Raw genomic sequence first — 25,473 nt, forward strand, 5'->3', positions numbered from 1 at the left:
TTTGAACGATCTGTCTGCTGATACAACGCCGCGACTATTACAAAATAGAGTGAGCGTCTTTCATGATTTTATTTAACAATGCCTGTGATTGCTTATCTTTTTGTACACGGTCTTCATCACTTCTTTGATTGGCATGGATTTTTTCGTATAAGTTTAAGCAGCACAGCACCAGTATGCTTTCTTGACTGAGGCTTGGTGCATCTCGCTTTAGATCAAGCGCATAGTTATTGATATAAGACACCGCTGATAGCAGTTCTTCTTGCTCATGTACTGGGCAAAAAATTGGATAAGTAACCCCAGCAATCGCGATATCTACTTTTTTGATTTGTGGTTCTGGCGCTTTAGGTGTCTTGGTATTAGATTGTGCCATGGCGTTTGATATATTTGATCCTGTGGCTGTCGTTTTTTGCGCTGCTGATAGTGCATTTGGCGCTTGAGTATTTTTTGGTTGTTTGTCTATCGATTTACTTTGGTCATCGGTCATGATACATCCTACAGTGTCTGGTCAGTGAAATGAGTAATATCAGGTTTTACAAATAGCATTGGGCGGTTTAATAAGTAGCATGTTTTGCTATCTATTACAGGGATGGGTTAGCCTTCTGCTTGATCGATAAGGGTCAGGCGTTGTAATACTACTTGCGTGCGCTCGGCGGCCAATTGGTTCTTCTTTTGCAGTTCACTGTTTTGTTGTTTGATATCGCTATATTGCTGCTTCAATTCATTATTGTGCTTTTGTAGCTCGCTATTTTGTTGTTGTAATTGGCTGATTTGTTTTTGCAGTTTGTCTTGCTCTTCACCGATCATATGATGCGCTTCTGCGAGACTCTGATAGCGCTTGTCGAGATCGTTCAGTTGCTTTTTGGCGCCGTCACGTTCGCTATGACTGTTATCGAGCTTAGTTTTTAGGTCGGCAAATTCTTTAGAGTCGGTGACAGGATGTTGTTTGAGGCTGCTAAGTTCAGCACTGACAAGCTGATACTGTTTTTTGATGTCGAGTACCATTTTTTCTAATATTCTAAGTTGATCATACATAGTCAGTTTTTATCCTTAACAAGTAAGCGTGAATGAATTTTGTTCGCTGCATTTAATAATGCCATAGGTGACCGCATAATATCTATATCAACAAAGTAATTACAAGCACAAGGCTTTGTATTTTTACTTTTATTTATCGATGATTTGTCTCCGACATTTTATCGCGATTTTTTATTTTATAAGTAACACTTAATCACTAGGACATCTGTTATGAATGATAATATCTCTGGCTGGAATACTTGGCTGACTGCGTTTGACGACTGGACTGATGTGTCTATCAGTGAAGTGCATGGCCTGATGACAGGGCTCATTACGGCCTGTAATGCGCCCGACGAAGCAACTTGGGCAAAGGTGTTTGAAGAGCTGAGCTTTGCGCCACTACCAGAGGCTGCATTGACCTTGCTGACAGAGGAAGCAGAAGACACCGTGTTTCAGCTAAAAGATAAAGATGATGCCTATGCCTATATGCCGCTCATCCCTGATGATGAACATGATTTATACGAGCGTGTGATGGCATTGAAACAGTGGTCAAACGGCTTTATGACCGGTTTTGGTATTACTGATTGCGGTTTGACCAGTGAAGAGAACGAGATGCTATCTGATTTGGCTAAGATTGGTGCGATTCGCTTAGAGGAAGATGAAGATTTTGAAGGTGGTGAAGAATCTTATCTATATATCTATGAGTTTGCTCGTATGGTGCCAGTGAGCTTTGCGACGCGTAAACGCAAGCCTGTGAAAGACATTGCGCTGATTGCTGGACTATCTATCAATGCCAAAACCACCAAAGAGCTGCAAGCAGAAGGCAAGTTACCAAAACCTATGCCACCAGTGCTTGACGTCATGAATCAGAATAATCCATCATAAGACAAATCTGATACCTCATAGTTTTTAAGAAATGGCTTTTAAGATATAACGCTTAAAAATCATAATAGGGATATTTTATGATCCAAGATACTAATGACAATGCTAGCAATGACCAACAGTTAAACCCTGCTACGCACCCGAGTAATAGCCTTGATTGGCTGACGCGCCTTATCGCCTTCGATACGGTCAGTCGACACTCTAACCTAGCACTGATCAATGATGTGAAAGCGTACTGTGAGCAGTTGGGTCTGACGGTAGATTTGACCTTTAACGAGGCAAAAACTAAGGCCAACTTGTTTGCGACTGTACCCGCTGGCGAAAACGCCGACCAAATTAATAACGGTTTGGTGTTGTCTGGCCATACGGACGTCGTACCCGTTGATGGTCAAGACTGGCAGTCAGATCCATTTACGGCAACGATACGTGGTGACAAACTATATGGACGCGGTGCGTGCGATATGAAAGGTTTTATCGCGTGTGCGTTAACGATGTTGCCACAAGCAGTACAGCTATCTAACAGCGGTCAGCTGCGTCGCCCATTGCATCTGGCCCTGTCGTTCGATGAAGAGGTGGGCTGCTTGGGCGCACCATTAATTTTGGCAGACCTAAAAGCGCGCGGTATCACCCCTGATTACTGCATCGTTGGTGAGCCGACCAATATGGCGATGGTGGTCGCGCACAAAGGTATCGCAGTATATCGTTGCCGTGTCCATGGCAAATCAGCGCATTCTTCATTGATTGCACAAGGGGTCAATGCGATCAGTTATGCAAGCAAATTGGTTGGCTATGTCGATACGCTTGCCGAAGAGCTGAGCGCTCGTGACGATAACGATGCATTGTTTACGGTGCCTTATTCAACATTGTCAGTAGGTACGATACACGGCGGCACAGCCACCAATATCGTGCCCAATCTGTGCGAGTTCACCTTTGACTACCGTAACCTGCCGCACATGACGCAAGACGATATACTGGCGCCTATTCAAGCAAAAGTCGCTGAGCTAAATGCGCAAATGCAAGCGCGTGCGCCTGAGACGGGCATCGAGCTGATGCAAGAAGAGAGCGTTCCAGCAATGACGGACAGCGATAGCGCTGAGTTGCAATCATTGATAGTGGCACTGACAGGGGACGACGAGCGTCATAAAGTCGCTTACGCAACGGAAGGTGGTCAGTTTACCAATGCAGGTATCTCAACGATCATCTGCGGCCCTGGTAGTATTGAGCAGGCGCACAAAGCGGATGAATATGTTGAGTTGATCGAAATCGAACGTTGTGACGGCTTTTTGCAAAAACTATTAGACAGTTGTACCGTTAAGTAGTCTATAAAACTGCCAGACATATGTATATAATATAAGTAAGTATAAAAAATACCGTCTTCATGGCGGTATTTCTTTTTTTTGGCTATGCAGCTGTCCGTATGAGAGCCATTTATATATAACAAAGTAGGGGTTAGCTGATGTCTTGGCATCTGTTTGCAGTGTTTTTCGCAAGTACATTTTTGATTTCCGCGACCCCAGGTCCTAACATGCTACTGGCATTCCAGTATGGTATGAACTATGGTGTGAAGCGGACGTTATGGACGCTGGCAGGTTTAAGCCTTGGTCTATTTGTATTACTGCTATCGACATTGCTGGGGCTGGATGTGATCAGCCGTCAATCGCCTTGGCTACTCACAATTATCAAAGCGGTGGGCGCGGCATATTTGATTTATTTAGGTATCAGCTCATGGCGCGATGCAGGTGATGGTAGCTTGATGAACGATGCCAAAGAGTTAAGTGCGGAGGTTGAAGCTGATTATGCTGCTTCTGAAGGTCAAGCTGGTACACCGCAGCCGCGCTCGCTGTCGAGTGCAGCGGTCAAGGCAAGCCCCAGTAATCTTATTCTGTTTCGTACGGGTGTTTGGGTATCCTTATCCAATCCAAAAGCCATTTTATTCTTCGCGGCCTTTTTTCCTAAATTTATTAATTTTAGTGCGCCGCTATGGCCACAATATGTCCTATTGACTATAGGGCTTTTCATGAGCGAAACCATTTGGCAGATCGTATATACCTTGGGTGGTAAAAAGCTGGCAAGCTGGCTTGATGTCGGTAATCGCTTAGCGTGGCTCAATCGTGGTTGCGGCATTATCTTTATCATAATTGCAGCGGCTTTGTTTGCTGAAGTAATTAATAGTTTTATGGTATAAAAAGTTATTAGTTATTATTTGAAATAATTAATTTGTTAAATGAATTGCTATAGTACTGCGTTTTTTTTTGTTATTTAAAAATTAATAGTTGACAATATTTTTTAAATCGTTATTATTATCTCACTGATTTATAGTCTTGCTATAAATTTCTAATAAATCTGCTACTGTCGCCCTGACATTAGCCACAACCTATGGAGGAATCATCGTGTCCTATATAACTGTTAAGACGTTTTTAAAGAATGAATGTATGAAAAGCATGACAACAATGAAGACTTCGAAAAGGTTTGGCTAAATTTATATATAGCTATTGAGTGATATTCAATCTATTCATATCAATGAATAGCCTTCTATATGTACTCGCTCCATCCTTCTTCTACATCTACTTTGTTAAAATAGCGATGCGATAGTGCTAAGTAGTTTCGCGCTTGCCGTTATCTGTTTATCCAACATTCTGCTGTATCTTTATTACCAAAAAATTATTCACGCTAACACTTAGCGATTGTCTACCTGTGCGCATAATTTTTACGCTCTTATTTTTGGTATGAAAGACTCTTCTTTAAAATGTCCATAATAAAGCAGCCATGAATTTTTATTGATTTTTAATTAATAAAAATACGGTTTTTTATTGTCTATTATTTCTTAATTGATGATTTTATTTCTTGTTAAACATTATGTTTAATCGAAACAGATAAGTAATGTCTAAAAAATATAAATAGGCAAATTAAAAAAATACATGGCTTTAAAATAAAAGAATGGAAATAAAAATAATGAGCATTCAATTAACGTTAAATAAAAATGGCAAACATGGCGTGCCTGTCAAAATCTATACCTCAGATGTCGAGCAAGGCGCGATGCAGCAGCTACGCAACTTGGCGCAGCTGGAGTTTATACATTCGCACATTGCGGTGATGCCTGATGTACACGTTGGCAAAGGCGCAACCGTTGGCAGCGTGATTCCGACCAAGTCTGCGATTATTCCTGCGGCGGTCGGTGTGGATATCGGCTGCGGTATGAACGCCGTGCGCTTATCCCTGACGGCAAGTGATTTACCTGATAGCTTAAGGTCATTACGTTTGGTAGTGGAACAGCAAGTGCCTGTGGGTTTCGACATGCACAAGCAAATCCAAGCGAAGAACTCCACACTTGATCCATTAGGCAAACGCCTAAAGCCAATTACCGATAAGCATCCAGGATTGCTCAAAATGCTTAAAGGCTTTGAGCGTACGTGGGCCAAACAGTTGGGTACACTTGGTGGTGGCAATCATTTCATCGAGCTGTGCTTGGATGAAAACCAAGATGTCTGGGTGATGCTGCATTCTGGTAGTCGCGGTATTGGTAATTGTATCGGGCGCTATTTTATCAATCTGGCCAAAAAAGAGCGTCAATCACGCTTTGGTCATGTGCCCGATCGTGATTTGTCTTACTTTGCCCAAGGCTCTGACAGCTTTGCTGATTATGTTGAGGCAGTTGGTTGGGCGCAGGATTACGCGCTAGAGAATCGCCGCGAGATGATGCGTTTGGTGATTAAGGCGCTGCAATCGCCGCAAGCAGGATTGCCACGGTTTGCCCTGACCAAAGAAGCCATCAATTGCCATCACAACTACGTTAATGAAGAGGTGCATTTCGGCGAGCAGGTTTACGTGACGCGTAAAGGCGCAATCAGTGCCTATGCCGGTGAGCTTGGCATTATCCCCGGCTCTATGGGTGCAAAATCTTTTATCGTGCGTGGTTTAGGCGCGGCAGAGTCGTTTTGTTCTTGCTCACATGGGGCAGGGCGACAGATGAGCCGTGGTAAAGCGATACGCGCGTTCACCATTGATGAGCTAAAAGCGCAAACCGATGGTGTTGAATGTCGTAAAGACAAAGGCGTTATCGATGAGATACCTGGCGCGTACAAAGACATTGATGAAGTGATGGCTAATCAAAAAGACTTGGTTGAAGTGGTGCATACGTTGAAGCAAGTCATGTGTATTAAGGGCTAGCTTTTTCATGAAACTTGATCTTGTTTTAACTGTCAGCATCTTATAACGCAAGATCAAATTGAGGAGACAATTATGAGAGATTATCCTTATATCAATAAGAATGGTAAAAAAAGACCCCAATCAAAAGAATGGGCTGATATACGAGCAGAGATTATGTGCTTGAAAACTGAGCTGAATTTAACGGATAAATCTTTTCGAGTTCTAACCCCTTACGATGATTACAAAGGCATAGAAGAGCAGATTTATCAAACCTTTTGCAAAATTGAAAATGGTAAAAGCCGTCCAGTTTGGTTATGGCAAAATCTGATACAAGAAACGTATTCAATAGAAATCAAAGATTCTCTCGAGAATTACTTGTAACGTTTAATTCAGCCCAACGAAAGTGTTTGGTTTGGTGTCACAGGAACATTTAAGGAGCGTTCGAAAATCTGGTTTTACGAGGGTAAAATTGAGGCAATAATAAAAATACTCGATGAAATCTGCTTCTTTGACGAGTGCTATTTTGTTTCTAAAAATTATGATTGGCTCATCTGTAACAATCACCATGACATCTTGATGGTCACAGGTGAAGATATGCCACAAAAATTGAAAGCTATAGAAAATGTAGCAAAGAATAAAGGATAAGATAATGAGCTTAAAACAAACCTTAAAAAAGGCCAAAAAAATTGAGCGGCAGTTAGAGCAACAAGCTGAATCAGGTACGCAACACTCGCTAGGCACTGTCAAGCCGCGTAATTATTTGGCGCTTGATCCGCTGTTAAGAAAAGGCGGTATCCATGAAAAAGAAGATATTGATATCGTCCGAAAAAAACGTCGTCGTGAGACCAAGCAGCAGTTACGGAAGACAGATTGGTTGTCAGAATAGTGATGATTAACATTCACCTGCAAAAAAGCCGTTCGCTATTATAGTGAACGGCCTTTTTTTATTTAACTAGAACTGTTATATGTAGTTCTATGCCAATACTTCGATTAGCTCGCCTTTTACCATGTGCGGGCTGACAAAATCAGTGATGCGCACGCTGACGAGTTTACCAAGTAACTCATCCATTTTGTCTTCGTTATAAGGGAACATGACCGTACGGGTATTATCCGCTGTACCGATTAGGCAGTCAGGGTGACGATTAGCAATTTGTTCAACCAAGACGCGAGTCGTGGTGCCGACCATCTCATGCGTTTTGGCAAGCGTTGAGTCGATAATAACTTTTTGGAACTCAGCCAAGCGCGCTTTTTTGGTCGTAAAGCTGACATCATCTGGCAGTTCTGCTGCTGGCGTACCCGGACGTTTAGAGTAGATAAAGCTGTACGAGTGATCGAAGTTCAATTCTTTCGCTAAGTTCAAGGTATCTTGGAAGTCTTGTTCCGTCTCGCCTGGGAAACCAATAATAAAGTCGCTCGACAAGTGAATATCTGGACGAATGGCTTTAAGCTTATTGATCTGATTGATATAAACATCAATGGTATGGTTGCGCTTCATCGCTGCCAAGATAGCATTTGAGCCACTTTGAACAGGTAGATGCAAGTGCGATACCAGTTCTGGCAATTGTGCATAAGCATCAATGATATCATCGGTAAACTCAAGCGGATGGCTGGTTGTATAGCGAATACGCTCGACACCATCGACGTGCGAGACATAATGCAGCAGCTCAGCGAAACGGCAAATGCTGCCGTCGTCTTTTTCGCCGCGATAGCCGTTGACGTTTTGACCGAGTAGATTGATTTCACGCACACCTTGCTCGGCAAGGCTATCAATCTCAGCCAACACATCATCGAGTGGACGTGATAATTCTTCGCCACGCGTATAAGGCACGACGCAGAATGAGCAATACTTTGAGCAGCCTTCCATAATCGAGACAAAGGCTTTGTAGCCTTCTACTCTTGGTTCTGGTAAAAAGTCGAACTTTTCAATACTGGGGAAGGACACGTCAATCGTACCGATACGGTTTTTGGGCGCGATACCACGCTGCTCATGTGATTGATCATATAGTTCTGGCAGGCGATGCAGGGTTTGTGGGCCAAACACCATGTCCACATAAGGCGCGCGTTTTTGGATGCTGTCGCCTTCTTGTGAAGCCACGCAGCCACCAACGCCAATCACGAGATCAGGACGTTTTTCTTTGAGCTTGCGCCAGCGGCCGAGTTCTGAGAATACTTTTTCTTGGGCTTTTTCACGGATGGAGCAGGTGTTCATCAGCAGCACGTCAGCCTCATCAATGTCATGAGTCACTTCCATACCGTGTGAATCGCCAAGCACGTCTAGCATTTTGTCAGAGTCATAGACATTCATCTGACAGCCTTGGGTTGTGATGAATACCTTCTTGGTTGCGGCTTTTTCGACGGGCGCTTGGGCTGAACCAGGTTCTTTGAGTGCAGTGACAGCACGTGCGGTGACAGTCGTCTCAGCAGCAGCATCGTCATCGATGCGGGGATTGAATACAGTAACACTCATAAGGATAAGTCCATGATTGACCAAAAATATAGCGGAGTAGCCGATTAACAAGTGGCGTATTTTATCACAACCCTGTACCAATGTGAAAAATTAGCATAGGCGATGGGTCGTCAATATGATAAATAATTCATAGCAGTATCAATTATTTACTGTGATTAATATTACCATTTATAAAAACTGAGGCTCGTCATCATTTCTATGTTACACCGTGCTGTCCTATTTATTAACAAAAGGTAAAGGAGATAGTTGAAAGTACAATGAGTATAGTATGATGATTGATATACCCTTGGCGGTACCTAGCGAACCGTTATTCATATATTTGTAGAGATATCATAAAGAGAGTCAGTATGACAAAGTTGCGTGTTGCGCATAGCATCAAGGATGAAGAATCAGTCAGTCAAAAGCGCGCGTCGAAGCGGATCGCAGCCGGTACGTTACGGATGAGTGCGTTTAGCGTGGCAACAGCGGTAAGTGCACTTGGTATGTCGCAAGTGGCTTGCGCGGAGTTGACGTGGGGCGATGAGGAAAGCTACCAACAAGAGAGCAACTATCAACAAGACAGCAGTATTGATTCGTTTACAGCGGCGGCTATCGCAGCGGATCGCGGCGATGTGGGTGCTCTCTATAATTATGAGCAAATAATGAGCGGTGGTCTATTTGCCATGTATCCAACTTACTGGCGGATGAATCTAGATCTCAATTCACAAAGTTCAGCGGCAGTATCGCAGTTTGTACGCCAGTATCCAGATACGGTCATGGCCGAGAAGTTAGTGGCTGATTTTGCGGAGACCAAAGCGGGATCGAATGACTACGCCTCTGTCAGACAAGTGGCGAATCTCATCACCAATGCCGATGCTAGCGAGCGCTGCGCTATCGCCCTTGGGTTCAATAATGGCGGTGATACCATGCGTGCCATGGCTGCCAAATCTGATGTTTGGTTAACCACCAAAAAGCAGCCCGCCTTGTGTGACCAGCTAGCGATGGAGATGAATAATAACGCGCTCATTAGCAATCAGGATCGCGCTTCTCGTCTCAAGCGTATGCTACGAATAGGCAAAACAGGTGACATTATGGCACTGTCGTCACGCCTAGGTACGCCGATTGCGTATTCGGCGCTCAGTGAAATTCAGCTAAATCCCTCGTCGTTTTTTAGCCGCTTTGGTCGCGAGCCTGCCAGCCAAACCAATCAATACCTATACCTATATGCTATTGGCCGTGTCGCAGATAAATCCTATCGAGAAGCAGCACTACAATTAGATTTTGATATCAAGCAAGACAATCAGCGCGCTATCAAACTATTGAATGATGAAACACGTCGTTACGCCTATCGTACACTTGGTGTTAAGCGCATGAACCACAATACAGATGACGGCTTTAATGTTGAGGCTGTTGATTGGTTCCGCAATAGCTTAGATGATGACTTTAACTTTGAAGAAGCGGAAGACTACGCTATGGCAGCGATTCGCTTTGGCCGCTGGGATGATGTTGTTGAAGCTATCTCAAAAATGGATGGTGAAATTCAAAAGGATGGTCAGTGGCAATACTGGCTGGCTCGTGCTTATGAGCAATCGAGCAATAGTAGCAAACGCAATACCGCTAAAAAGATGTATCAAAATCTAGCGAAAAGTAACGATTACTATGGCTTGATGGCAAAAGACAGAATCGGTCAGCGATTTGATGCCAGCCGCCTAGGTGGTAGCAATTTACCTAATGTCAGTACCGCTGACCGCGCGCGCGTGATGCAAGATGGCAACTTTGCTCGTGCATTTGCCTTATATAACTCTGATGCTAGCCGCGCGTATGCCAACCGCGAGTGGAACTGGGCTGTGAAGCAAGCACGCGATAATCGTGATGACAATTTGATTATTGCGGCGGCGCGTCAAGCCTATGACATGGGCTGGCTCGATCGGGCGATTTATGCCGTTGATAATACCGATAGAGTTGATAGTCTCGCACTTTCGCATCCAATGCCGCACCAAGATTCAGTGGTGCGCTATAGCCAGTCAGCGGGCATTGATCCAGCGTGGGCTTATGGCATCATGCGTCAAGAGAGCCGTTTTGTGTCTTCTGCGCGCTCAAATGTGGGTGCCAGTGGGTTAATGCAAGTCATGCCTGATACGGCAAAATATATCGCTCGTAATCTAGGTGAGACTTATAGTGCGAGCCGAGCTAACAGTGGTGATACCAATATCCGTTATGGTACATGGTATATGGGTGATATCTTAAGTAAACTGAACTATCAGCCAGTGTTAGCAACTGCAGGCTATAACGCGGGTCCTAATAATGCCAAACGCTGGCAGCCAACCTATGGCGCAATCGCCGCAGATCAATATGTCGAATCGATTGCCTTTCCTGAAACGCGTAACTATGTCAAACACGTGATGGAAAACGCCACTATTTATAGTAGTCTGTTGGGTCGTAGCCAGCCAATCAGTCAACGTATGGGTACAGTACCTGCTGCATTTTAATCAGTGAATTCGTATTTAATAGACCACTAGCTTTTATAGTTAATGGTCTATTTTTTATGGGCTAAATGACAGCAAGTTTTTCTATTCTGCATAATAAATACTGGACTTAGTTTTGTAATTGTTGACGAGTACGACAACGTTTACGTTTTTGCTATAGATTAAAAAAGACATTTTGTTACCATTGCTTTAATTAATGTTTAAGTTCTTTAATCTTGTTCTTAGATCGCTATGTGTTTAATGCTGTTAGCACAATGATTTAAGTGATAGTCCATGTTTTATCATTGCTAATTGCTCCCAGCCCTATGATCAAAAAATACTTCAAACTGTCTGTATTATCGAAAACTCGGCAACCGTTACTGATTCAGGCGCCCCCGTTATCTAATACAAAAGCAGAAACAAGCTCAAAATTTAAGACATCCAGTTTCTTGGTGCAGTTCCGTGGAAGTTTGATAAGTGGAAGTTTGATAAATAGGCATCATATGGGTAAAGTTAATAAGACGACGAGTTTTGGTGCTTTGTTAATCATACAAGGTCTTATGCTTACGCCAGCATATGCGGCGAGTACGGCCAAAGCTGGTCAGCGCGTATTGATGGTCGAAATGACCCCCGCGTTATGTAGCATGCAGCCGACAAGAGCCCGCATGCGTCAATGTCTAGAAGGCTATTCATTGACAGTTTCAGGTCTAGACATGGGCTACGGCGAACGCTGTGGTCGTGGTAGCGAGCCACGTTTGACGCCACTACAACTAAAGGTCGTCAATCGGATCATGCCTGATACGACAGTACGTAGCCAAACGTGGCAGCGCTATGGTGCTTGTAGCCCATTGAGTGCCAGTAGTTACTTCCGACAAATCACTAACTACGCTGGTGAACTAAAACTGCCTAACGAGCTGAATACGGGCAACAGTTATACAGTCTCTAAATCTCGATTTATTAGTCAAATGACGCGTCTAAATAGGGGTATGTCATCAAATAGTGTTGATCTCATTTGCCAAGAAGGCAGTCGTCGTCAATCGATACTGACGGATATTCATGTGTGCTATGAGAGCAGCAGTTTTGGTACTTGTCACAATGTTGTAGATAACTGTGGTAGCCAATTCATCATTTCAGGTGGTAGATAGCCTTTATTCAACTATTTTTTAGATACTCTACCTTTCTTTTTCTACATCCTTTTCAATCCTATTTCTAATGAAATCTGAGTGAACTTGGCAGTATTACATTGTCATTTTTATGCTCTTATTTACTCGTCTCATAGCGATAAAACATACTATGGACCGTATCGGAAAATTCTACAGCCCTTTATGCACAGGCTTTGAGCCTATAGATATTCTTTTCGTATAAAATGTAACAATATAGTCCCTGATGGGTCTATGACTGTATCTAGACGGTCGCTGTGATGAAGTGCTACACTAGCTCTCGGTTTATGTGTGCTGCAATGCGGCAGACAAGTCGATATCTATAATGATAATCATCAATTAAAACTATGCATTATCCAATCATCAATTAGGGAGTATTCAATGTCAATGAAACAGCCTTTACGTGTTGCCGTCACTGGTGCCGCTGGTAATATCAGCTACGCGATGCTATTTCGTATTGCATCTGGCGAGATGCTAGGTAAAGATCAGCCAGTTATTTTGCAATTACTTGAAATTACGCCAGCGCTTGACGCCCTAAAGGGTGTGGTCATGGAATTAGAAGACTGTGCATTTCCATTGCTTGCTGGTATTGTCCAGACTGATGATGCCAATGTTGCATTCAAAGATATCGATTATGCTTTGCTAGTTGGCGCACGTCCTCGTGGCCCAGGTATGGAGCGTAAGGACTTGCTAGAAGCCAATGCTGCGATCTTCTCAGCACAAGGTAAAGCATTGAACGAAGTCGCTAGCCGTGATGTAAAAGTATTGGTCGTCGGTAACCCTGCCAACACCAACGCGCTTATCGCTCAGCGTAACGCACCAGATCTTGATCCACGTAACTTCACTGCCATGACTCGTCTAGATCACAACCGTGCGATGGCACAGTTGGCTGACAAGACTGACAGCACAGTGAATGACATCAAAAACATGACTATCTGGGGCAACCATTCGTCAACTCAGTATCCAGATTTAACTGCTTGTACAGTAAACGGCAAGCCTGCGCTAGATCTTGTTGATCGCGACTGGTACGAAAACACGTATATCCCAGAAGTACAACAACGTGGTGCTGCGATCATTAAAGCTCGCGGTGCATCATCTGCCGCTTCTGCTGCCAATGCTGCTATCGCACATATGCGTACGTGGGCACTAGGTACTGACGAGAACGATTGGGTCTCTATGGGTGTTTACTCAAACGGAGAATATGGTATCGCTGAAGGTTTGATCTACTCATTCCCATGCACATGTACTAACGGCGACTGGTCTATCGTGGACGGCGTTGACGTATCATCAGATTTCTCTAAAGAGAAAATGGCTGCCACTGAGCAAGAGCTTAGTGAAGAGCGTGATGCAGTAGCACACTTGCTACCATAAGCTAAGCAGTTATATAGCTGTCTTAACTTAAGTAATGCGTGAAAAAAAAGCCCTCTTAAATAGGAGGGCTTTTTTGTGTCTATAAGATTTTTTTATTCAAAATATATGATGAAGTAAAAAGTAATCTATCGCATCCTTTTAAATGGCAATACCTGTTTGCTGTCAATACAATTGATAACGTTAGATAAACGTTGATTAACAGCTATTAGTATAAAGCTTGCTACAATAAATGGGTTAATTTGAATGATAAGCACAATTACCTCTACACCATTTAAGGAGAAAAATATGTTAGGTGAGCCAGAATATAATATGAATGAGTTGTTTGCTCAGTTAGGTCTAGATAGCTCTGATGAAGCGATTGATAAGTTTATCGCAGACAACCAGCTATCAAGTGAAGAGAAATTGATAGAAGCTGATGTCTGGACCGATAGCCAGCGTATGTTCTTACAAGAAGAATGGCAAAAAGATGCAGCATGGGTAGAAGTGATTGATGATCTAAATGTGCGCATGCATCCTGATGCTTAAGAGCACATAAAAGTATAATAAAAAAATCCCACGATAATATTCATATCGTGGGGTTTTTTATTTATGTAGGATATGTCTGACTGCTAAACTTGGTTATCACGCCAAGCCAGTAGGTTAATGACATCTTGATGAATACCGGCTTTCAAAGCGTCCAAACCATCATAGCGACGTTCACCATGCAAAAAGTGCAAGAAGCGTACTTGTAGGGTCAACCCGTATAAATCTGCTTTTAGTTTGGGAAAGTGTACTTCCAATCGCCAATCATCACCTTTATCAACAGAAGGTCTTTTGCCAATGTTAGCGGTACCGAACAAACTATGTGGACGCAAACCTGCGACGCCTATATTGTTATCAGTAGCCAGCTTTATTAAACCATCAGGTATGACATCTCCATTCTCATCTAAGCTGACGACATCAACGGCAAAAATACCGTGCAAAGCGGGTTTTATTCGCTGCAAATCAATATTGGCAGTAGGAAAGTCCATGGTGCGACCAATTTGATCACCACGGACGACTGACCCCGTAATGGCGTAGTCGCGGTCTAGAAGTATATTGGCAGCATGAATATCACCTGCCAATAGCAAATTACGGATGCGAGTAGAGCTAATACGTGCAGCCTCATTATTGACATCATTCAAGTGGTCGTTGTCAATATTGCTATCAGTGACGGTATCTAGGTTAGTCACATCCAAACCATAATCGCGCAAAAACTGACTATCGCCAGTACGATCATGACCGAAGCGAAAGTCGTCACCTAATACCAGCGCTTTTACATTTAAGCGCGTGGCTAATATCTCGGCAAAGGCTTGTGCTGATAACGAGCGAAAGTCCTCATCAAAACCTGCCACCACTAAGGTTTTAACCCCATATTGTGCTAGGAGTGCCTGCTTCTCTGCTAGATTGGTCAAACGCGCAGGAGCTTTAGCTGGCGCAAAAAACTCACGTGGTTGTGGCTCAAATATCATGACCGCAGCGTCCAAGTTTTGAGTATGCGCGATATCACGAACTTGGGCCAGCATTGCCTGATGACCAAGGTGTACGCCATCAAAATTGCCAATAGTGAGCACACAAGGCGCTAATTCTACTGGGTCATTAGTAGTAAACGCGGCATTTGATGATGCAATCAGTTGCTCAAGAAAATAGGTTTTCATAAGTTTTCAGCTATGATGAGACCAGATAAAAAACGAAAAAACACATCTATGGTCAAAATTGATGTGTCGAAAATTAGCCATTATAAAGTAAAATAGCCACACTAACATCCTATAGTCTACGGATAATGCAAGTATGAATGACGCTCTATGAATTTCATGGTTCGTACTTACGTTTATTATCAGTATGACGATTTTTTACTATCATCATGAATGCCAATAATAATGCCAATCAATATGGAGACTCTATGTCCGATGTTGCCTTAAATGTCATAGCAACTGACCTGTTGACACATCAACTGAATCAGCAATTTATGGTGCAACGTGCCAGTAAAGAAGACTTAGCAGAAGTCTTGGCGATTTATAACCAAAGTATTCCTGGCAAACAAGCAACGGCAAATTTGGCGTTAGTAACGGTCGAAGAACGCACAGCTTGGTTTGAGGAGCATTTAGATAGTCCAACGAGGCCTATTTATGTAGTTAAAGCATTACCAGAAGGTGATGCCGATAGACAAAGTACAAAACTGCCAATTGTTGCATGGGGTAGCTTTAGTGATTTATATGCGCGTACCGCTTATCATATCAGTACTGAGATTAGCATTTATCTAAACCAAGATTATCAGAGTAAAGGGCTGGGCAGTCTGTTGACACGCTGGATGCTGACGCAAGCGCCCAGCTTAGGAATCAGAAATATCGTTGCCCTTATCTTTGCTCACAATCAGCCAAGTCTGGGACTGTTCCGTAAACTTGGCTTTGAGCAGTGGGGATATATGCCAGAAGTTTGCGATATGGACGGGTTTATCGCTGATGTCGTGATGCTTGGTAAAGCCGTGGCATCGGACGACATTTCAGATAATTAGACAAAAATACCTTAACCCAAGATCTTCCATTGACCGTCGATTTTCTGTAGTTGATAGGTCAATGGTGCAGGGTCGCTTTGTCCTTTGAGCATCAACTCGCCAGTAATGGTAGCGCGCGTTTTGTCATCATTGTATGTTGTATCAGTAATAGTCACGCCATCGACCGTTTGTTGAAATGCCGATTGAGTGTTGGCAAGCTCTTGCTCAAAGTTTGCCATATCTACTTGATAGTAGCCTGCTGCATCCTTTACATCACCATAATACAAACTATTTAGTGCTTTTTTGACCGTGTCCTCTGGTGTACCAGCTTGAGTCGGATTGGTCACTAGGCTTTTTTGGTTGGTCGGGGCAGTGACTGGATTGATATTGTCATTATCAATGGTCGTTTTATTCTCAGTATCATCTGTGGCTTGAGTCGTTTCGCTCGTGCTATCTGCTGTCTCTTTTTGCTCAGCTGTGCCTTCTTCTGAAGTATCAACGACAGCTGCAACCTCTTCATTATTGGCAGCAGTTTCAGTGTCTGCAGACTCATTGTTGCTGCAACCGCTCAGCAGTAGTCCAGTACCAAGGACACCTGTTGCAAGTAGAAGCGGTAAGCGCTGGAAGAGTGGCTGTTTCGTTGTCATATCAAACCTCAAATGTCAGTTATTCATTAATAGGTCATTATGACAACGATCGGTGGCAAGCATTGTCAATTCTGATGATAGGCTTGTTTTGGTTTCGTAAGCCAAGCTCATGCCTATATCTACGTTGGCTTATCCGTGTTTGAGCTGGCGAGGACGGAAACCTGTCGCTAGCAATACCACGCCATAGACGAGCGCTCCCACGACGCACATAATCACGAGTGCGATGATGCGTTGCCATTGGGCTTCATCAGTAGGGAAGTAGGGCAACATGAGATAAAGCACACCAATCATGGAGCCAGTCGAAATGGCAAACTGCGTGAATAGTTTGTTCCAATGGGGGCCAAAACGGAAAATATCACGCTTGTGTAAGAAGTAATAGAGCAAGCCTGCGTTTACGAACGCTGCGCCCGTCGTTGCCAAGGCTAGGCCACCATGTAGTGGTATCTCTAAGAAGTAGAATATCCCAATAAAGATGACACTAAATACCATGTTGGCAATAACAGAAATGATGCCGATTTTGACAGGTGTTCTGGTGTCTTGACGCGCAAAAAATGCAGGAGCAAAGATCTTGATCAGCATGAATCCTAAGATACCACCTGCCATACTACGCAGAGCCAGCGAGCTCATCTGTGCATCACGGAGGGTAAACTCACCACGTAAAAACAGCGCTTGCATCAATACATCTGCGAGCACAAAGAGCGCAGCCGAGGCAGGCACACCGACCAAAATGATAAGGCGCGCGGCCCAGTCGATGGTCTTTTTGAAACTAACATCGTCTTTTTGCGCTTCACTTTTTGACAGACTTGGTAATATGACCGTGCCAATCGCCACACCAATCAGCCCTAGTGGTAACTCGCTCATACGCTCAGCCGCGTAGAGCCAAGAAACCGAACCACCAATCATCAACGAGGCAAAAACGGTGTTCAGCAATAAGTTAATCTGAGTGACAGACACACCAAAGATAGCCGGTAGCATTAATTTTAGAATGCGGCGAACACCCTCGTGCTGAAAGTCAATCTTGGGCGCGACCAGTAGTTTTTGTTGCCATAGCTGCGGCAGTTGTATTAAAAATTGCAATAGTCCTGCTATCGCTACGGAATAGCCAAGCGCCATAATAGGGGTATCAAACATCGGTGCAAAAATCAGCGCACCACCAATCATGCATAAATTCAATAGGACTGGGGCAAAGGCGGGCGCAGCAAAACGGCCATAACTTTGCAAAATACCACTGGCAAAAGCCGTCATAGAAATAAACAGCAAATAGGGGAAGGTAAGACGGAGTAATTCAGCGGTAATGGCAAATTTGTCAGGCTGATCGGCAAACCCGGGGGCAAACAACGTCACTACCCAAGGTGCGATTAAGATGACAACCACTGTCAGCATTGACAACACCAGCAAGAGCGCGCCTGAGGTGCGACTGACTAAAATCTGTACTTGCTGTAAGCTGTATTTTTCCTTGTACTCAGACAGCACAGGAACGAATGCTTGGCTAAACGCCCCTTCAGCAAACAGTCGTCGCAAAAAATTTGGGATTTTGAACGCGACCAAAAAGGCGTCCATCAAACCACCAGCCCCAAAAACCCCTAACAATACGACATCACGTACCAAACCTAAAATACGAGACAACATGGTCATACTGCTGACTACCATGGTTGAACGAAATAACCGACTTTTTGCCATGAGAACCTATCTTGCTAAGTTGTGTATAGGGTTGTATAAGAGGGGGTGTACTGATTTGCCGCTGCAAAAAAACTGACGAATTATAGCACTTTCATCACTGAGATAAATGGATTGGATGTGGAAATCATTTTTGCAGTGATAAAGAGTTATTTCATAATAACCCTGCAATTAGCTCCCGCAACCTTGCCCATTCAAAATAATCCCCAGGATCGGTCTTACGCCCTGGCGCAATATCACTGTGCCCTGTCAAATGTCGCTGTGTTTTGGGGTAGGCTTCATAAATAGCCGCAATTACCGCTGCGAGCTTCTCATATTGAGCAGAAGTGAAGGACACAAAATCTGACCCTTCAAGCTCAATGCCAATGCTATAATCATTACATTCAGGTCGGCCCAAGTAGCTAGACCGTCCAGCGTGCCAAGCGCGTTCGTTAAAATTGACAAACTGTGTGATAGCCCCATCACGCTCGATAAACAGGTGCGCTGACACTTCTGCACCTTTGATAGTCTGAAAGTAAGGATGTGCATCCCATTCTAGTTGATTGGTGAATAATGCCTTTACATAATGTGTGCCACTAGGGTCGCACGCACCAAACTCATTGGGTGGTAGGCTAATATTATGAATAATGATGGCATCAATACTGACACCTTTTGGTCTGACATTATAGTTTGGCGAGGCCAGCCAAGTAGCGGCTGATAGCAGACCCTCTGTGATTGTCATTGGCAATGTAGATGATGATGAATTTGAGGATGAAGCGGGCATAAAGCTCTCTTTTTATAATAGTATTGGTGATGTTGTGATAAAAAGTTTATCAAAGTAGCTAGGGCGTGTCCCTAAATAGTCACAGCCTGTTTATGTCATTTGAGTTTCTAGCATAGTAAACCTTAACAGCGCGAAGAGCGTATAAATAATAACGTGTGAGAGCCTGCCTCATGTCTATAAAACTGATGTCTACGTCTGGAACTTATACTCTAATAACCATTGGTCAGCGAGCGCGACTACCATTGGCGATAGCGGCGCTATTGTTTTCTACAAACACGCAGGCATTTTTACCGACACCTTTATTGGTCACTGAAGGTGTGCTTTCATCTGAATTATCAGATAGTATGTCACCTAATGACGCTAAAGCTACTGTTCGCATTGAGACATCTAATCTCAGTGATACTGGAAACAATAGTCAAAATAATACTGCGTCTGGGTCAGCTATGGCGACAGAGCAGTTACTGGCAACATGGCGTCGACAGGCAAAAACTGAGAATCTAGCACAGCATACAACATGGCGACGCTTATTGTATTTTTACGATGATAAAAATAGCATATTTGCTCAAAAGCAAACGCAGAGTTTGGTCGATGATCCACGCTTTTTTTTGAATGATAATGGTCAGAAAGACTCAGCGGCAGAATTAGATGCGACACTGGTTGCATTGGCAAAAGAACTGACATCGTCGACGGCGACTGGTAATAACCAAGCAAACATTTATACAAAAACCCAAGCAGATAATGGTTCCGTTTTGTGCCGTTTCCCAGCGCGAGTGGCATGGCTAAAAGAGAAGTTAGCCATCGATGATGCAAGTCTCTCGGCTGAGTGTCCAGAACTGGATGAATGGATGTCGACATTGGCCCCTGAGCAGCTCTCTATTGTGTTTGCTGAAGAGTATCTGGACAATCCACTCTCTGCCTTTGGTCATACGCTACTGCGCATTGATTCAAAATCCAGCGTAGCAGACCCTAATCAAATCAGCCAGGCGTATGCGCTCAATTATACGGTGGATGGTGATCCAGACGATAGCTTTCCAATCTATGCGACCAAGTCTATGATTGGCCGTTATGATAGCGCCATCGAGATAGACCCTTATCCAGAGAAGCTCGCAAAATATTTACAAGACGATGAGCGTGATACGTGGACGTATCAGTTGAATCTGACACCTAGTGAAGTAAAGCAGATTATGCGCCATGTTTGGGAGACCAAAGCGCTAAAAATGCCGTACTACTTCACCACAGATAATTGTGCTTCTGAGATCCTGCGCCTGATCGACGTGGTTCGTCCGCAGCAAAGTCTACTGAAGCAACTGGCTTATGTGGTCGTGCCCTCTGATGTTATTCAACTATTGAACAGCAAAAACCTTTTGGCAAATGCCACTTACACACCGGCCGATAATACGTTGCGTCAAGCTCAGCTTAATGACGTTAAGCAACAACGCGCGCAGCTTGGCTATCATAACAGCGCCAAACAAACCTTAAATGAGATAAAGTCGGCACAGCTCAATCCTGTATCAAGCCTATCAGATGATGGACAACGGTTACGCAAACGTCAAATCGACGTATCGGATAATAACCCAATAGACAGGCATTCACTACAGCTGGGGACGATAGGCATCGGTCAGTACGGTGACAATGACTATATCGATATTGGGTTTAGAGCAGGGTTTCATGATACGCTTGACCACGCGTCAGGGTATCCACAGTTTTTTAATTTAGAAGGGTTGGCTGCGACCTTACGTCTATATGACACAGATGATAATAAATCCAATCAACCAGATAGTGTGGTCTTGCAAAATGCGACTTTGATTCGTGGACGCTCTTTTAATCCTATCAATGCTGGCAAAAAAGGCAAAACGTGGGGCGCAAGTATTGAGGCGACGCGAGTGAATGATGGCTCACAAGAGGGCGGGCGTGATCATCTGGTGGGTAGTGTGGGTTACGAGACGGGGTGGTCTTGGGCATTTGGTACGCCAAGCACAGGTACGGGTGAGATGTCGCCGCAACTATGCTATACGTTTTTGGCAGGGACAGCGCAAGTAGGGCGCGCTATCAATAAAGGTTTTCGGGTAGGTGCAGGCGTCAATGCAGGCTGTCGTTATCAGATTAACAATCAGTTACGTGCGCAAGCTGAATTGCAATTGCCATATTGGTATCATGGCAGCAGCGATGAGTCCAACGTTCGTGGTCATTATTGGCAACCGATCTCAAGCCTCGGTCTACAATACGACATTGATAAAAAACAAGCACTACGTATCAACGCCAGTTATGACTGGCAAGAGCGCGTCGATGCGAATGAGGATATACAGCTGTCATACAGACGGTACTTTTAGCTAAGGGTGTCTCTTAGCGCTGTAATCGTTGTATAAGTTGTATAAAAGGAAAGATGCTTTATGAATACATCAAATATACTCATTATCGGTCAAGGCGATATCGGCTTGCCAGTCACCAATAAGCTGGCACAAGATGGCTTTTCGGTGACAGGGCTGGCTCGTAGTGAGCGTGATCACTATGCATTAGTGGATAGCGCCCATTTTTTGCAGGCTGATGCGCTAACTCTGACAACCGAGCAGCTGCACGCATTTACGCATATTGCGATTATCGTCACTCCTGATGAGTATTCGACCAGCGGTTATCATGACAGCTATTTAGCGATCAGCCAGCATTTGGCAACGCTTGCTGCTAGTCTGGCGACTCTACAGCGCGTCGTGTTTATTTCTTCTACTGGTGTCTATGGTCAAGATAATGGCGAATGGATCGACGAGCATACTGAACCTATGACGCCTGAGCGTGACGCATCAAAGGTCATACTGCAAGCAGAACAAGCACTGCAACAAAGCTTTGGTGATAAAGCCATCATCATTCGTCCTAGCGGTATTTATGGACGTGAGCGTCTTATGCGATTACGCAAAGCTCGCGAGCCACAAAAAGAGCCAGTAGCCGCCGAGCATTGGAGCAATCGTATTATGGATCGCGACTTGATCACTATTATCGCTAACGTATTGACGACAGAAGCACCAAAGCCACTCTATCTTGCGACAGACTACAGACCTGTGACCACCTTTGAGCTTGGCGTTTGGTTGAGTGAACAAATCGGTGAAACTGCGCCTATTATCGATGAAAAAAAGACGTCAGTGACAGGAAAGCGCTTGCACAGCAATATTCCGTTAGCTTGGCTTGATTATGCTGATTGGCAAACAGGCTACCGTGATATTTTAGACCATCAAGGGTAAGTTTTTCAGCGTAAGTATTTAAGTATAAGCTCTTGAGCTTAAGATCGTCTCTTAGTTCGATCGTTTTTATTGGTTTTATATTTTATTTTGTATGGAGATTTCATGACCCAGCCTTCTACTTCTGATGACCGTTTGTCTCATGCTAGTCTGGCAGCAGAAGGTAGCAAGCTCACAAAAGGCGATGCTGGGCAGTCTTCTATGCTAGCTGATTCACAGCAACCTGCGATCGTACATCCGAACTTTGATCCCAAACAGTCACCCCTTGATCCTGCCAGACCGTTGAGTGATATTCCTGAGCCTGCCCGCCGCTTAAACGGTCAATTGCGCCGGCTTTATGGTAATTCGACGCGGTTTTATCAGCCTAATGATGCCAGCTTGTCAAAATGGTCACTGATTGCTTCAGAAGCCTTGGCGGAGCATCTATCGTTACTCAAGGCGGCACAGCTTGTCGAGTTGCCTGATAGCTTTTATCAAAACCACAGTGATCAGCCCTTATTATCGCCATTATCAGAGATGACATTATTAGACATGTCAGATATCCAGCAGGCGATTCGTGCCTATCCAAAACTCAACCGTTACGGGTTTGGTTCTGCTGACCGCGACGAGATGGCTGATCCAAATAACAATAACGACATCAACGAGTCTTCAGCCTCTCTGCGCGCATTGATCAAACGCTATAATCCTGATGAGCTGCTGAGTAGCCTGTATGCCGATGATTGGCAAGTGATTTTGCAACCGCAGCAATTTGAGACAGGTGAGGGCAGTTTGGCAACAGATATTATGGCGTGTAGCGCTGCCGTCCATGCTCTCAAGCAATGCAGCACCCGCAAAAGTATCAATCATAGCTATAGTGCCGCGCAAATTTGCCAGCACGTACGTAGTTATTTGCTGAGTCAGATTGTCTGTGAGCCTACGCAGCGTCACGCGTATCGACAGATTCGAGTTTTTGCTGGTCACATTATTGTTGCTGCTTATCATTTAGGCTGGGAGATACAAGTGCGAGCAGATGGCCAGAGCTATTTTAATATCTCGTCGCGTAGCGGTTTGTTGACTCGCTATGCCAATATGCAGGATTACGAGATCAATGGTTGGTCAAGCTGATCAATAATGCGTACAATAATGCAAATTTTTTCGCCCCTCTTTTTGCCGATAGGAATGTCACCATGTCTCACGTATCACGCCCGCAAGACCCTACGTTTTCATCTCATCAATTTATTCAACTGGCTTTAGATAACCAAGTACTTAAATTCGGCGAGTTTGTCCTCAAATCAGGTCGTATCAGTCCATATTTTTTTAATGCAGGCCTGCTTGCAACGGGTGAGATGTTATCACTGCTAGCACGCGGCTATGCGGATGCCTTGGCTGAACAAATGAGCGCGGCAACTGATGGCACAGATGAGCAAGAGCTGGTTATTTTCGGTGCAGCTTACAAAGGTATTCCTTTTGTCGCAGCGACCGCGCAAGCGTTATGGCTACATCATGGCATCAATGCCAAATGGGGTTACAACCGCAAAGAAACCAAAACCCACGGTGAAGGGGGCAATTTGGTCGGTGCTGACGTAAGTGGCAAGGCTGTTTGGGTGCTTGACGATGTCATCACAGCGGGTACAGCGATGCGCGAAGTGGTGGAGATTCTAGAGCAAGCAGGGGCAAGCGTTGCGGGTATTATCGTCGCGCTTGACCGCAAAGAAAAAGGTCAAGCTGAGCACTCTGCTATTCAAGAGCTTGCTGCCACATTAGCAGTGCCAGTGCGTGCATTGGTTGATATCGACGATTTAATCAGTTATCTGGCAGACGAAAATAGCCAATATAAAGACGCGACCCAGTTAGCCAAAATGCAACATTACCGTGAGCAGTACGGCGTATAGTTAGGCACTGAGCCTGTTTTATACTAATAATATAACGTAAGTGAGCCCCACTATGAGTCAAACAATGAGCCAACAAAACCAAGAAAAATCGCTAAAAATACTCGTTATTATGGATCCTATCGAGCGGGTCAATTATAAAAAAGACACCAGTCTCGCTATGATGTGGGCCGCTCAAGACCGTGGCCATCAGCTTGGTTATTGTCAGATTCATGACTTGTGGTTGGATCGTGGACAGTTAATGGTTGATACGCAGCCGCTTACGGTGCAGCGTGATCCTGCAGATTTTTATACACTGGGTGATAAAACGACAGGCTCGGTTGCTGACTATGACGTGATTTTGATGCGCAAAGACCCACCGTTTGATATGCGCTTTATTTATGCCACTTATATGCTTGATCATGCCAAAGCAGCAGGCGTGCTTGTGGTCAATGATCCAAAAGCCATCCGTGATTGTAATGAGAAATTATTTGCGACGTGGTTCAGTGATTATATGAGCCCAACGATCGTAACCAGCAAACAAGCTCACATTCGTCAGTTTATCGCTGAGCATCAAGATGTCATCGTTAAACCGCTAGATGGTATGGGCGGTACGGGTATCTTCCGTCTGACTGCTGATAGTCCAAATATTGGCGTAACGATTGAGGTGCTGACTGAGCTTGAGACTTTGCCAATCATGGCGCAGCGTTATTTGCCAGAGATCGTCGATGGCGATAAACGCGTACTTATCGTGGATGGCGTCGTGGTCGACTATAGCTTGGCGCGTATCCCAAGCAAAGGCGAGACCCGTGGCAATCTTGCCGCAGGTGGTAGCGGTGTGGCGATGCCATTAACCGATATTGAGCGTCAAGTGGCAGAAGTCGTGGCGCCAATTGTTAAAGAAAAAGGTTTGATGTTTGTGGGTTTGGACTTGATCGGTGGGCGTATTACTGAGATTAATGTCACCAGCCCAACGTGCGTACGTGAGATTGATGATCAATGCGGTACCGATATCGCGACCGACTTTATAATGGCAATCGAAAATAAATTTACGGTATAGTTTTAGGCAGTCTAAGACACATGTTCATTAAAGAAAGTACGTCTTAATACCTCGTTTAGCACTGCCTTTTATGGTCGTGTGTCAGTAGTACATGACGCCAAGTCGTGCCAGCTCATGGCTTGGTTTTTTTGTTATTTCTGCTGCATAAAGTACTGTATATAAGACAATGATTTCCTCTATACTATGCGGGCTTTTACCGTGTCATTTTTTTAGTAAATGACATCATAGTAGTAGGACAAATCCTTCATATAAGTAAAGT

At 44.2% G+C, this 25,473-nt stretch carries 22 protein-coding genes and 1 pseudogene; 16 read left to right on the forward strand and 7 right to left on the reverse strand.

The window, feature by feature from the left end; genetic code table 11:
- Window positions 1-37 precede the first annotated feature (37 nt).
- Together I3255_RS06000 and I3255_RS06005 are read right to left on the reverse strand one after the other, a co-directional pair.
- Window positions 38-484 carry a cell division protein ZapA gene (locus I3255_RS06000; RefSeq protein WP_238037864.1) on the reverse strand — a complete coding sequence of 149 codons (447 nt, stop codon included), beginning with the start codon at window positions 482-484 and terminating at the stop codon, window positions 38-40.
- Between the two features lie 107 nt (window positions 485-591).
- A complete protein-coding gene (locus I3255_RS06005; RefSeq protein ID WP_238037866.1) occupies window positions 592-1,032 on the reverse strand; it encodes a hypothetical protein in 441 nt (146 codons plus the stop codon).
- 210 nt (window positions 1,033-1,242) lie between these two features.
- Here I3255_RS06005 and I3255_RS06010 point away from each other — a divergent pair, with 210 nt between their 5' ends.
- The 6 genes and pseudogenes from I3255_RS06010 (at window position 1,243) to I3255_RS06035 (ending at window position 6,925) form a co-directional block, all read left to right on the forward strand.
- Window positions 1,243-1,896: a UPF0149 family protein gene (locus tag I3255_RS06010; RefSeq protein WP_238037868.1), complete on the forward strand. Its 654-nt coding sequence runs from the start codon at window positions 1,243-1,245 to the stop codon at window positions 1,894-1,896.
- A 77-nt stretch (window positions 1,897-1,973) separates the two neighbouring features.
- Window positions 1,974-3,212 (forward strand): acetylornithine deacetylase, encoded by a 1,239-nt coding sequence (argE, locus tag I3255_RS06015; RefSeq protein ID WP_238037870.1) that lies wholly within the window; start codon window positions 1,974-1,976, stop codon window positions 3,210-3,212.
- Window positions 3,213-3,349: 137 nt separating this feature from the next.
- Window positions 3,350-4,078: a LysE family translocator gene (locus I3255_RS06020; RefSeq protein ID WP_238037873.1), complete on the forward strand. Its 729-nt coding sequence runs from the start codon at window positions 3,350-3,352 to the stop codon at window positions 4,076-4,078.
- Window positions 4,079-4,845: 767 nt separating this feature from the next.
- On the forward strand, window positions 4,846-6,060 hold the full coding sequence (locus I3255_RS06025) for an RtcB family protein (protein ID WP_238037876.1): 1,215 nt from the start codon (window positions 4,846-4,848) through the stop codon (window positions 6,058-6,060).
- 72 nt (window positions 6,061-6,132) lie between these two features.
- Window positions 6,133-6,684, forward strand: a pseudogene (locus I3255_RS14940) (DUF6756 family protein).
- 4 nt (window positions 6,685-6,688) lie between these two features.
- Complete coding sequence (locus I3255_RS06035; protein ID WP_238037880.1) at window positions 6,689-6,925, forward strand: hypothetical protein; 237 nt, start codon at window positions 6,689-6,691, stop codon at window positions 6,923-6,925.
- 87 nt (window positions 6,926-7,012) lie between these two features.
- Here the strand turns inward: I3255_RS06035 and miaB are convergent, their stop codons facing one another.
- Window positions 7,013-8,506 carry a tRNA (N6-isopentenyl adenosine(37)-C2)-methylthiotransferase MiaB gene (gene miaB, locus I3255_RS06040; RefSeq protein WP_238037882.1) on the reverse strand — a complete coding sequence of 498 codons (1,494 nt, stop codon included), beginning with the start codon at window positions 8,504-8,506 and terminating at the stop codon, window positions 7,013-7,015.
- Between the two features lie 347 nt (window positions 8,507-8,853).
- Between miaB and I3255_RS06045 the strand changes: the two genes are divergently transcribed.
- The 4 genes from I3255_RS06045 to I3255_RS06060 all read left to right on the forward strand — a co-directional run bounded on the left by I3255_RS06045 (window position 8,854) and on the right by I3255_RS06060 (window position 14,006).
- Window positions 8,854-10,974: a lytic transglycosylase domain-containing protein gene (locus tag I3255_RS06045; protein ID WP_238037884.1), complete on the forward strand. Its 2,121-nt coding sequence runs from the start codon at window positions 8,854-8,856 to the stop codon at window positions 10,972-10,974.
- Between the two features lie 479 nt (window positions 10,975-11,453).
- Window positions 11,454-12,095, forward strand: coding sequence for a hypothetical protein (locus tag I3255_RS06050; protein ID WP_238037886.1), 642 nt, complete (start codon window positions 11,454-11,456; stop codon window positions 12,093-12,095).
- A gap of 396 nt (window positions 12,096-12,491) precedes the next feature.
- Window positions 12,492-13,481: a malate dehydrogenase gene (locus I3255_RS06055; RefSeq protein ID WP_238037888.1), complete on the forward strand. Its 990-nt coding sequence runs from the start codon at window positions 12,492-12,494 to the stop codon at window positions 13,479-13,481.
- A gap of 285 nt (window positions 13,482-13,766) precedes the next feature.
- Complete coding sequence (locus I3255_RS06060; protein ID WP_238037890.1) at window positions 13,767-14,006, forward strand: DUF2789 family protein; 240 nt, start codon at window positions 13,767-13,769, stop codon at window positions 14,004-14,006.
- Window positions 14,007-14,089: 83 nt separating this feature from the next.
- On the opposite strand, the gene ribF is transcribed toward I3255_RS06060, so the two are convergent.
- Window positions 14,090-15,157, reverse strand: a complete 1,068-nt coding sequence (gene ribF / locus I3255_RS06065) for a riboflavin biosynthesis protein RibF (RefSeq protein WP_238037892.1) — start codon at window positions 15,155-15,157, stop codon at window positions 14,090-14,092.
- A gap of 245 nt (window positions 15,158-15,402) precedes the next feature.
- Here ribF and I3255_RS06070 point away from each other — a divergent pair, with 245 nt between their 5' ends.
- Complete coding sequence (locus I3255_RS06070) at window positions 15,403-16,014, forward strand: GNAT family N-acetyltransferase (RefSeq protein ID WP_238037895.1); 612 nt, start codon at window positions 15,403-15,405, stop codon at window positions 16,012-16,014.
- An 11-nt stretch (window positions 16,015-16,025) separates the two neighbouring features.
- Here the strand turns inward: I3255_RS06070 and I3255_RS06075 are convergent, their stop codons facing one another.
- The 3 genes from I3255_RS06075 to ampD form a co-directional block, all read right to left on the reverse strand.
- Window positions 16,026-16,640: a hypothetical protein gene (locus I3255_RS06075; protein WP_238037898.1), complete on the reverse strand. Its 615-nt coding sequence runs from the start codon at window positions 16,638-16,640 to the stop codon at window positions 16,026-16,028.
- 129 nt (window positions 16,641-16,769) lie between these two features.
- On the reverse strand, window positions 16,770-18,320 hold the full coding sequence (gene murJ / locus I3255_RS06080) for a murein biosynthesis integral membrane protein MurJ (protein WP_238037899.1): 1,551 nt from the start codon (window positions 18,318-18,320) through the stop codon (window positions 16,770-16,772).
- Between the two features lie 151 nt (window positions 18,321-18,471).
- Complete coding sequence (gene ampD, locus I3255_RS06085; RefSeq protein ID WP_238037902.1) at window positions 18,472-19,080, reverse strand: 1,6-anhydro-N-acetylmuramyl-L-alanine amidase AmpD; 609 nt, start codon at window positions 19,078-19,080, stop codon at window positions 18,472-18,474.
- A 170-nt stretch (window positions 19,081-19,250) separates the two neighbouring features.
- Between ampD and I3255_RS06090 the strand changes: the two genes are divergently transcribed.
- From I3255_RS06090 to gshB, 5 genes are all read left to right on the forward strand, one after another.
- A complete protein-coding gene (locus tag I3255_RS06090) occupies window positions 19,251-21,410 on the forward strand; it encodes a DUF4105 domain-containing protein (protein WP_238037903.1) in 2,160 nt (719 codons plus the stop codon).
- 60 nt (window positions 21,411-21,470) lie between these two features.
- Window positions 21,471-22,310, forward strand: a complete 840-nt coding sequence (locus I3255_RS06095; RefSeq protein WP_238037906.1) for an SDR family oxidoreductase — start codon at window positions 21,471-21,473, stop codon at window positions 22,308-22,310.
- A 102-nt stretch (window positions 22,311-22,412) separates the two neighbouring features.
- Window positions 22,413-23,411, forward strand: a complete 999-nt coding sequence (locus I3255_RS06100) for a hypothetical protein (RefSeq protein ID WP_238037908.1) — start codon at window positions 22,413-22,415, stop codon at window positions 23,409-23,411.
- Window positions 23,412-23,473: 62 nt separating this feature from the next.
- Window positions 23,474-24,178: an orotate phosphoribosyltransferase gene (pyrE, locus tag I3255_RS06105; protein ID WP_238037910.1), complete on the forward strand. Its 705-nt coding sequence runs from the start codon at window positions 23,474-23,476 to the stop codon at window positions 24,176-24,178.
- A gap of 64 nt (window positions 24,179-24,242) precedes the next feature.
- The gene (gene gshB / locus I3255_RS06110; protein ID WP_238037912.1) at window positions 24,243-25,214 is read left to right on the forward strand and encodes a glutathione synthase; all 972 of its coding nucleotides are present in this window, start codon (window positions 24,243-24,245) and stop codon (window positions 25,212-25,214) included.
- Window positions 25,215-25,473 lie beyond the last annotated feature (259 nt).

This window comes from Psychrobacter sp. Ps6 (genome assembly GCF_022129235.1).
Taxonomy (GTDB): domain Bacteria; phylum Pseudomonadota; class Gammaproteobacteria; order Pseudomonadales; family Moraxellaceae; genus Psychrobacter.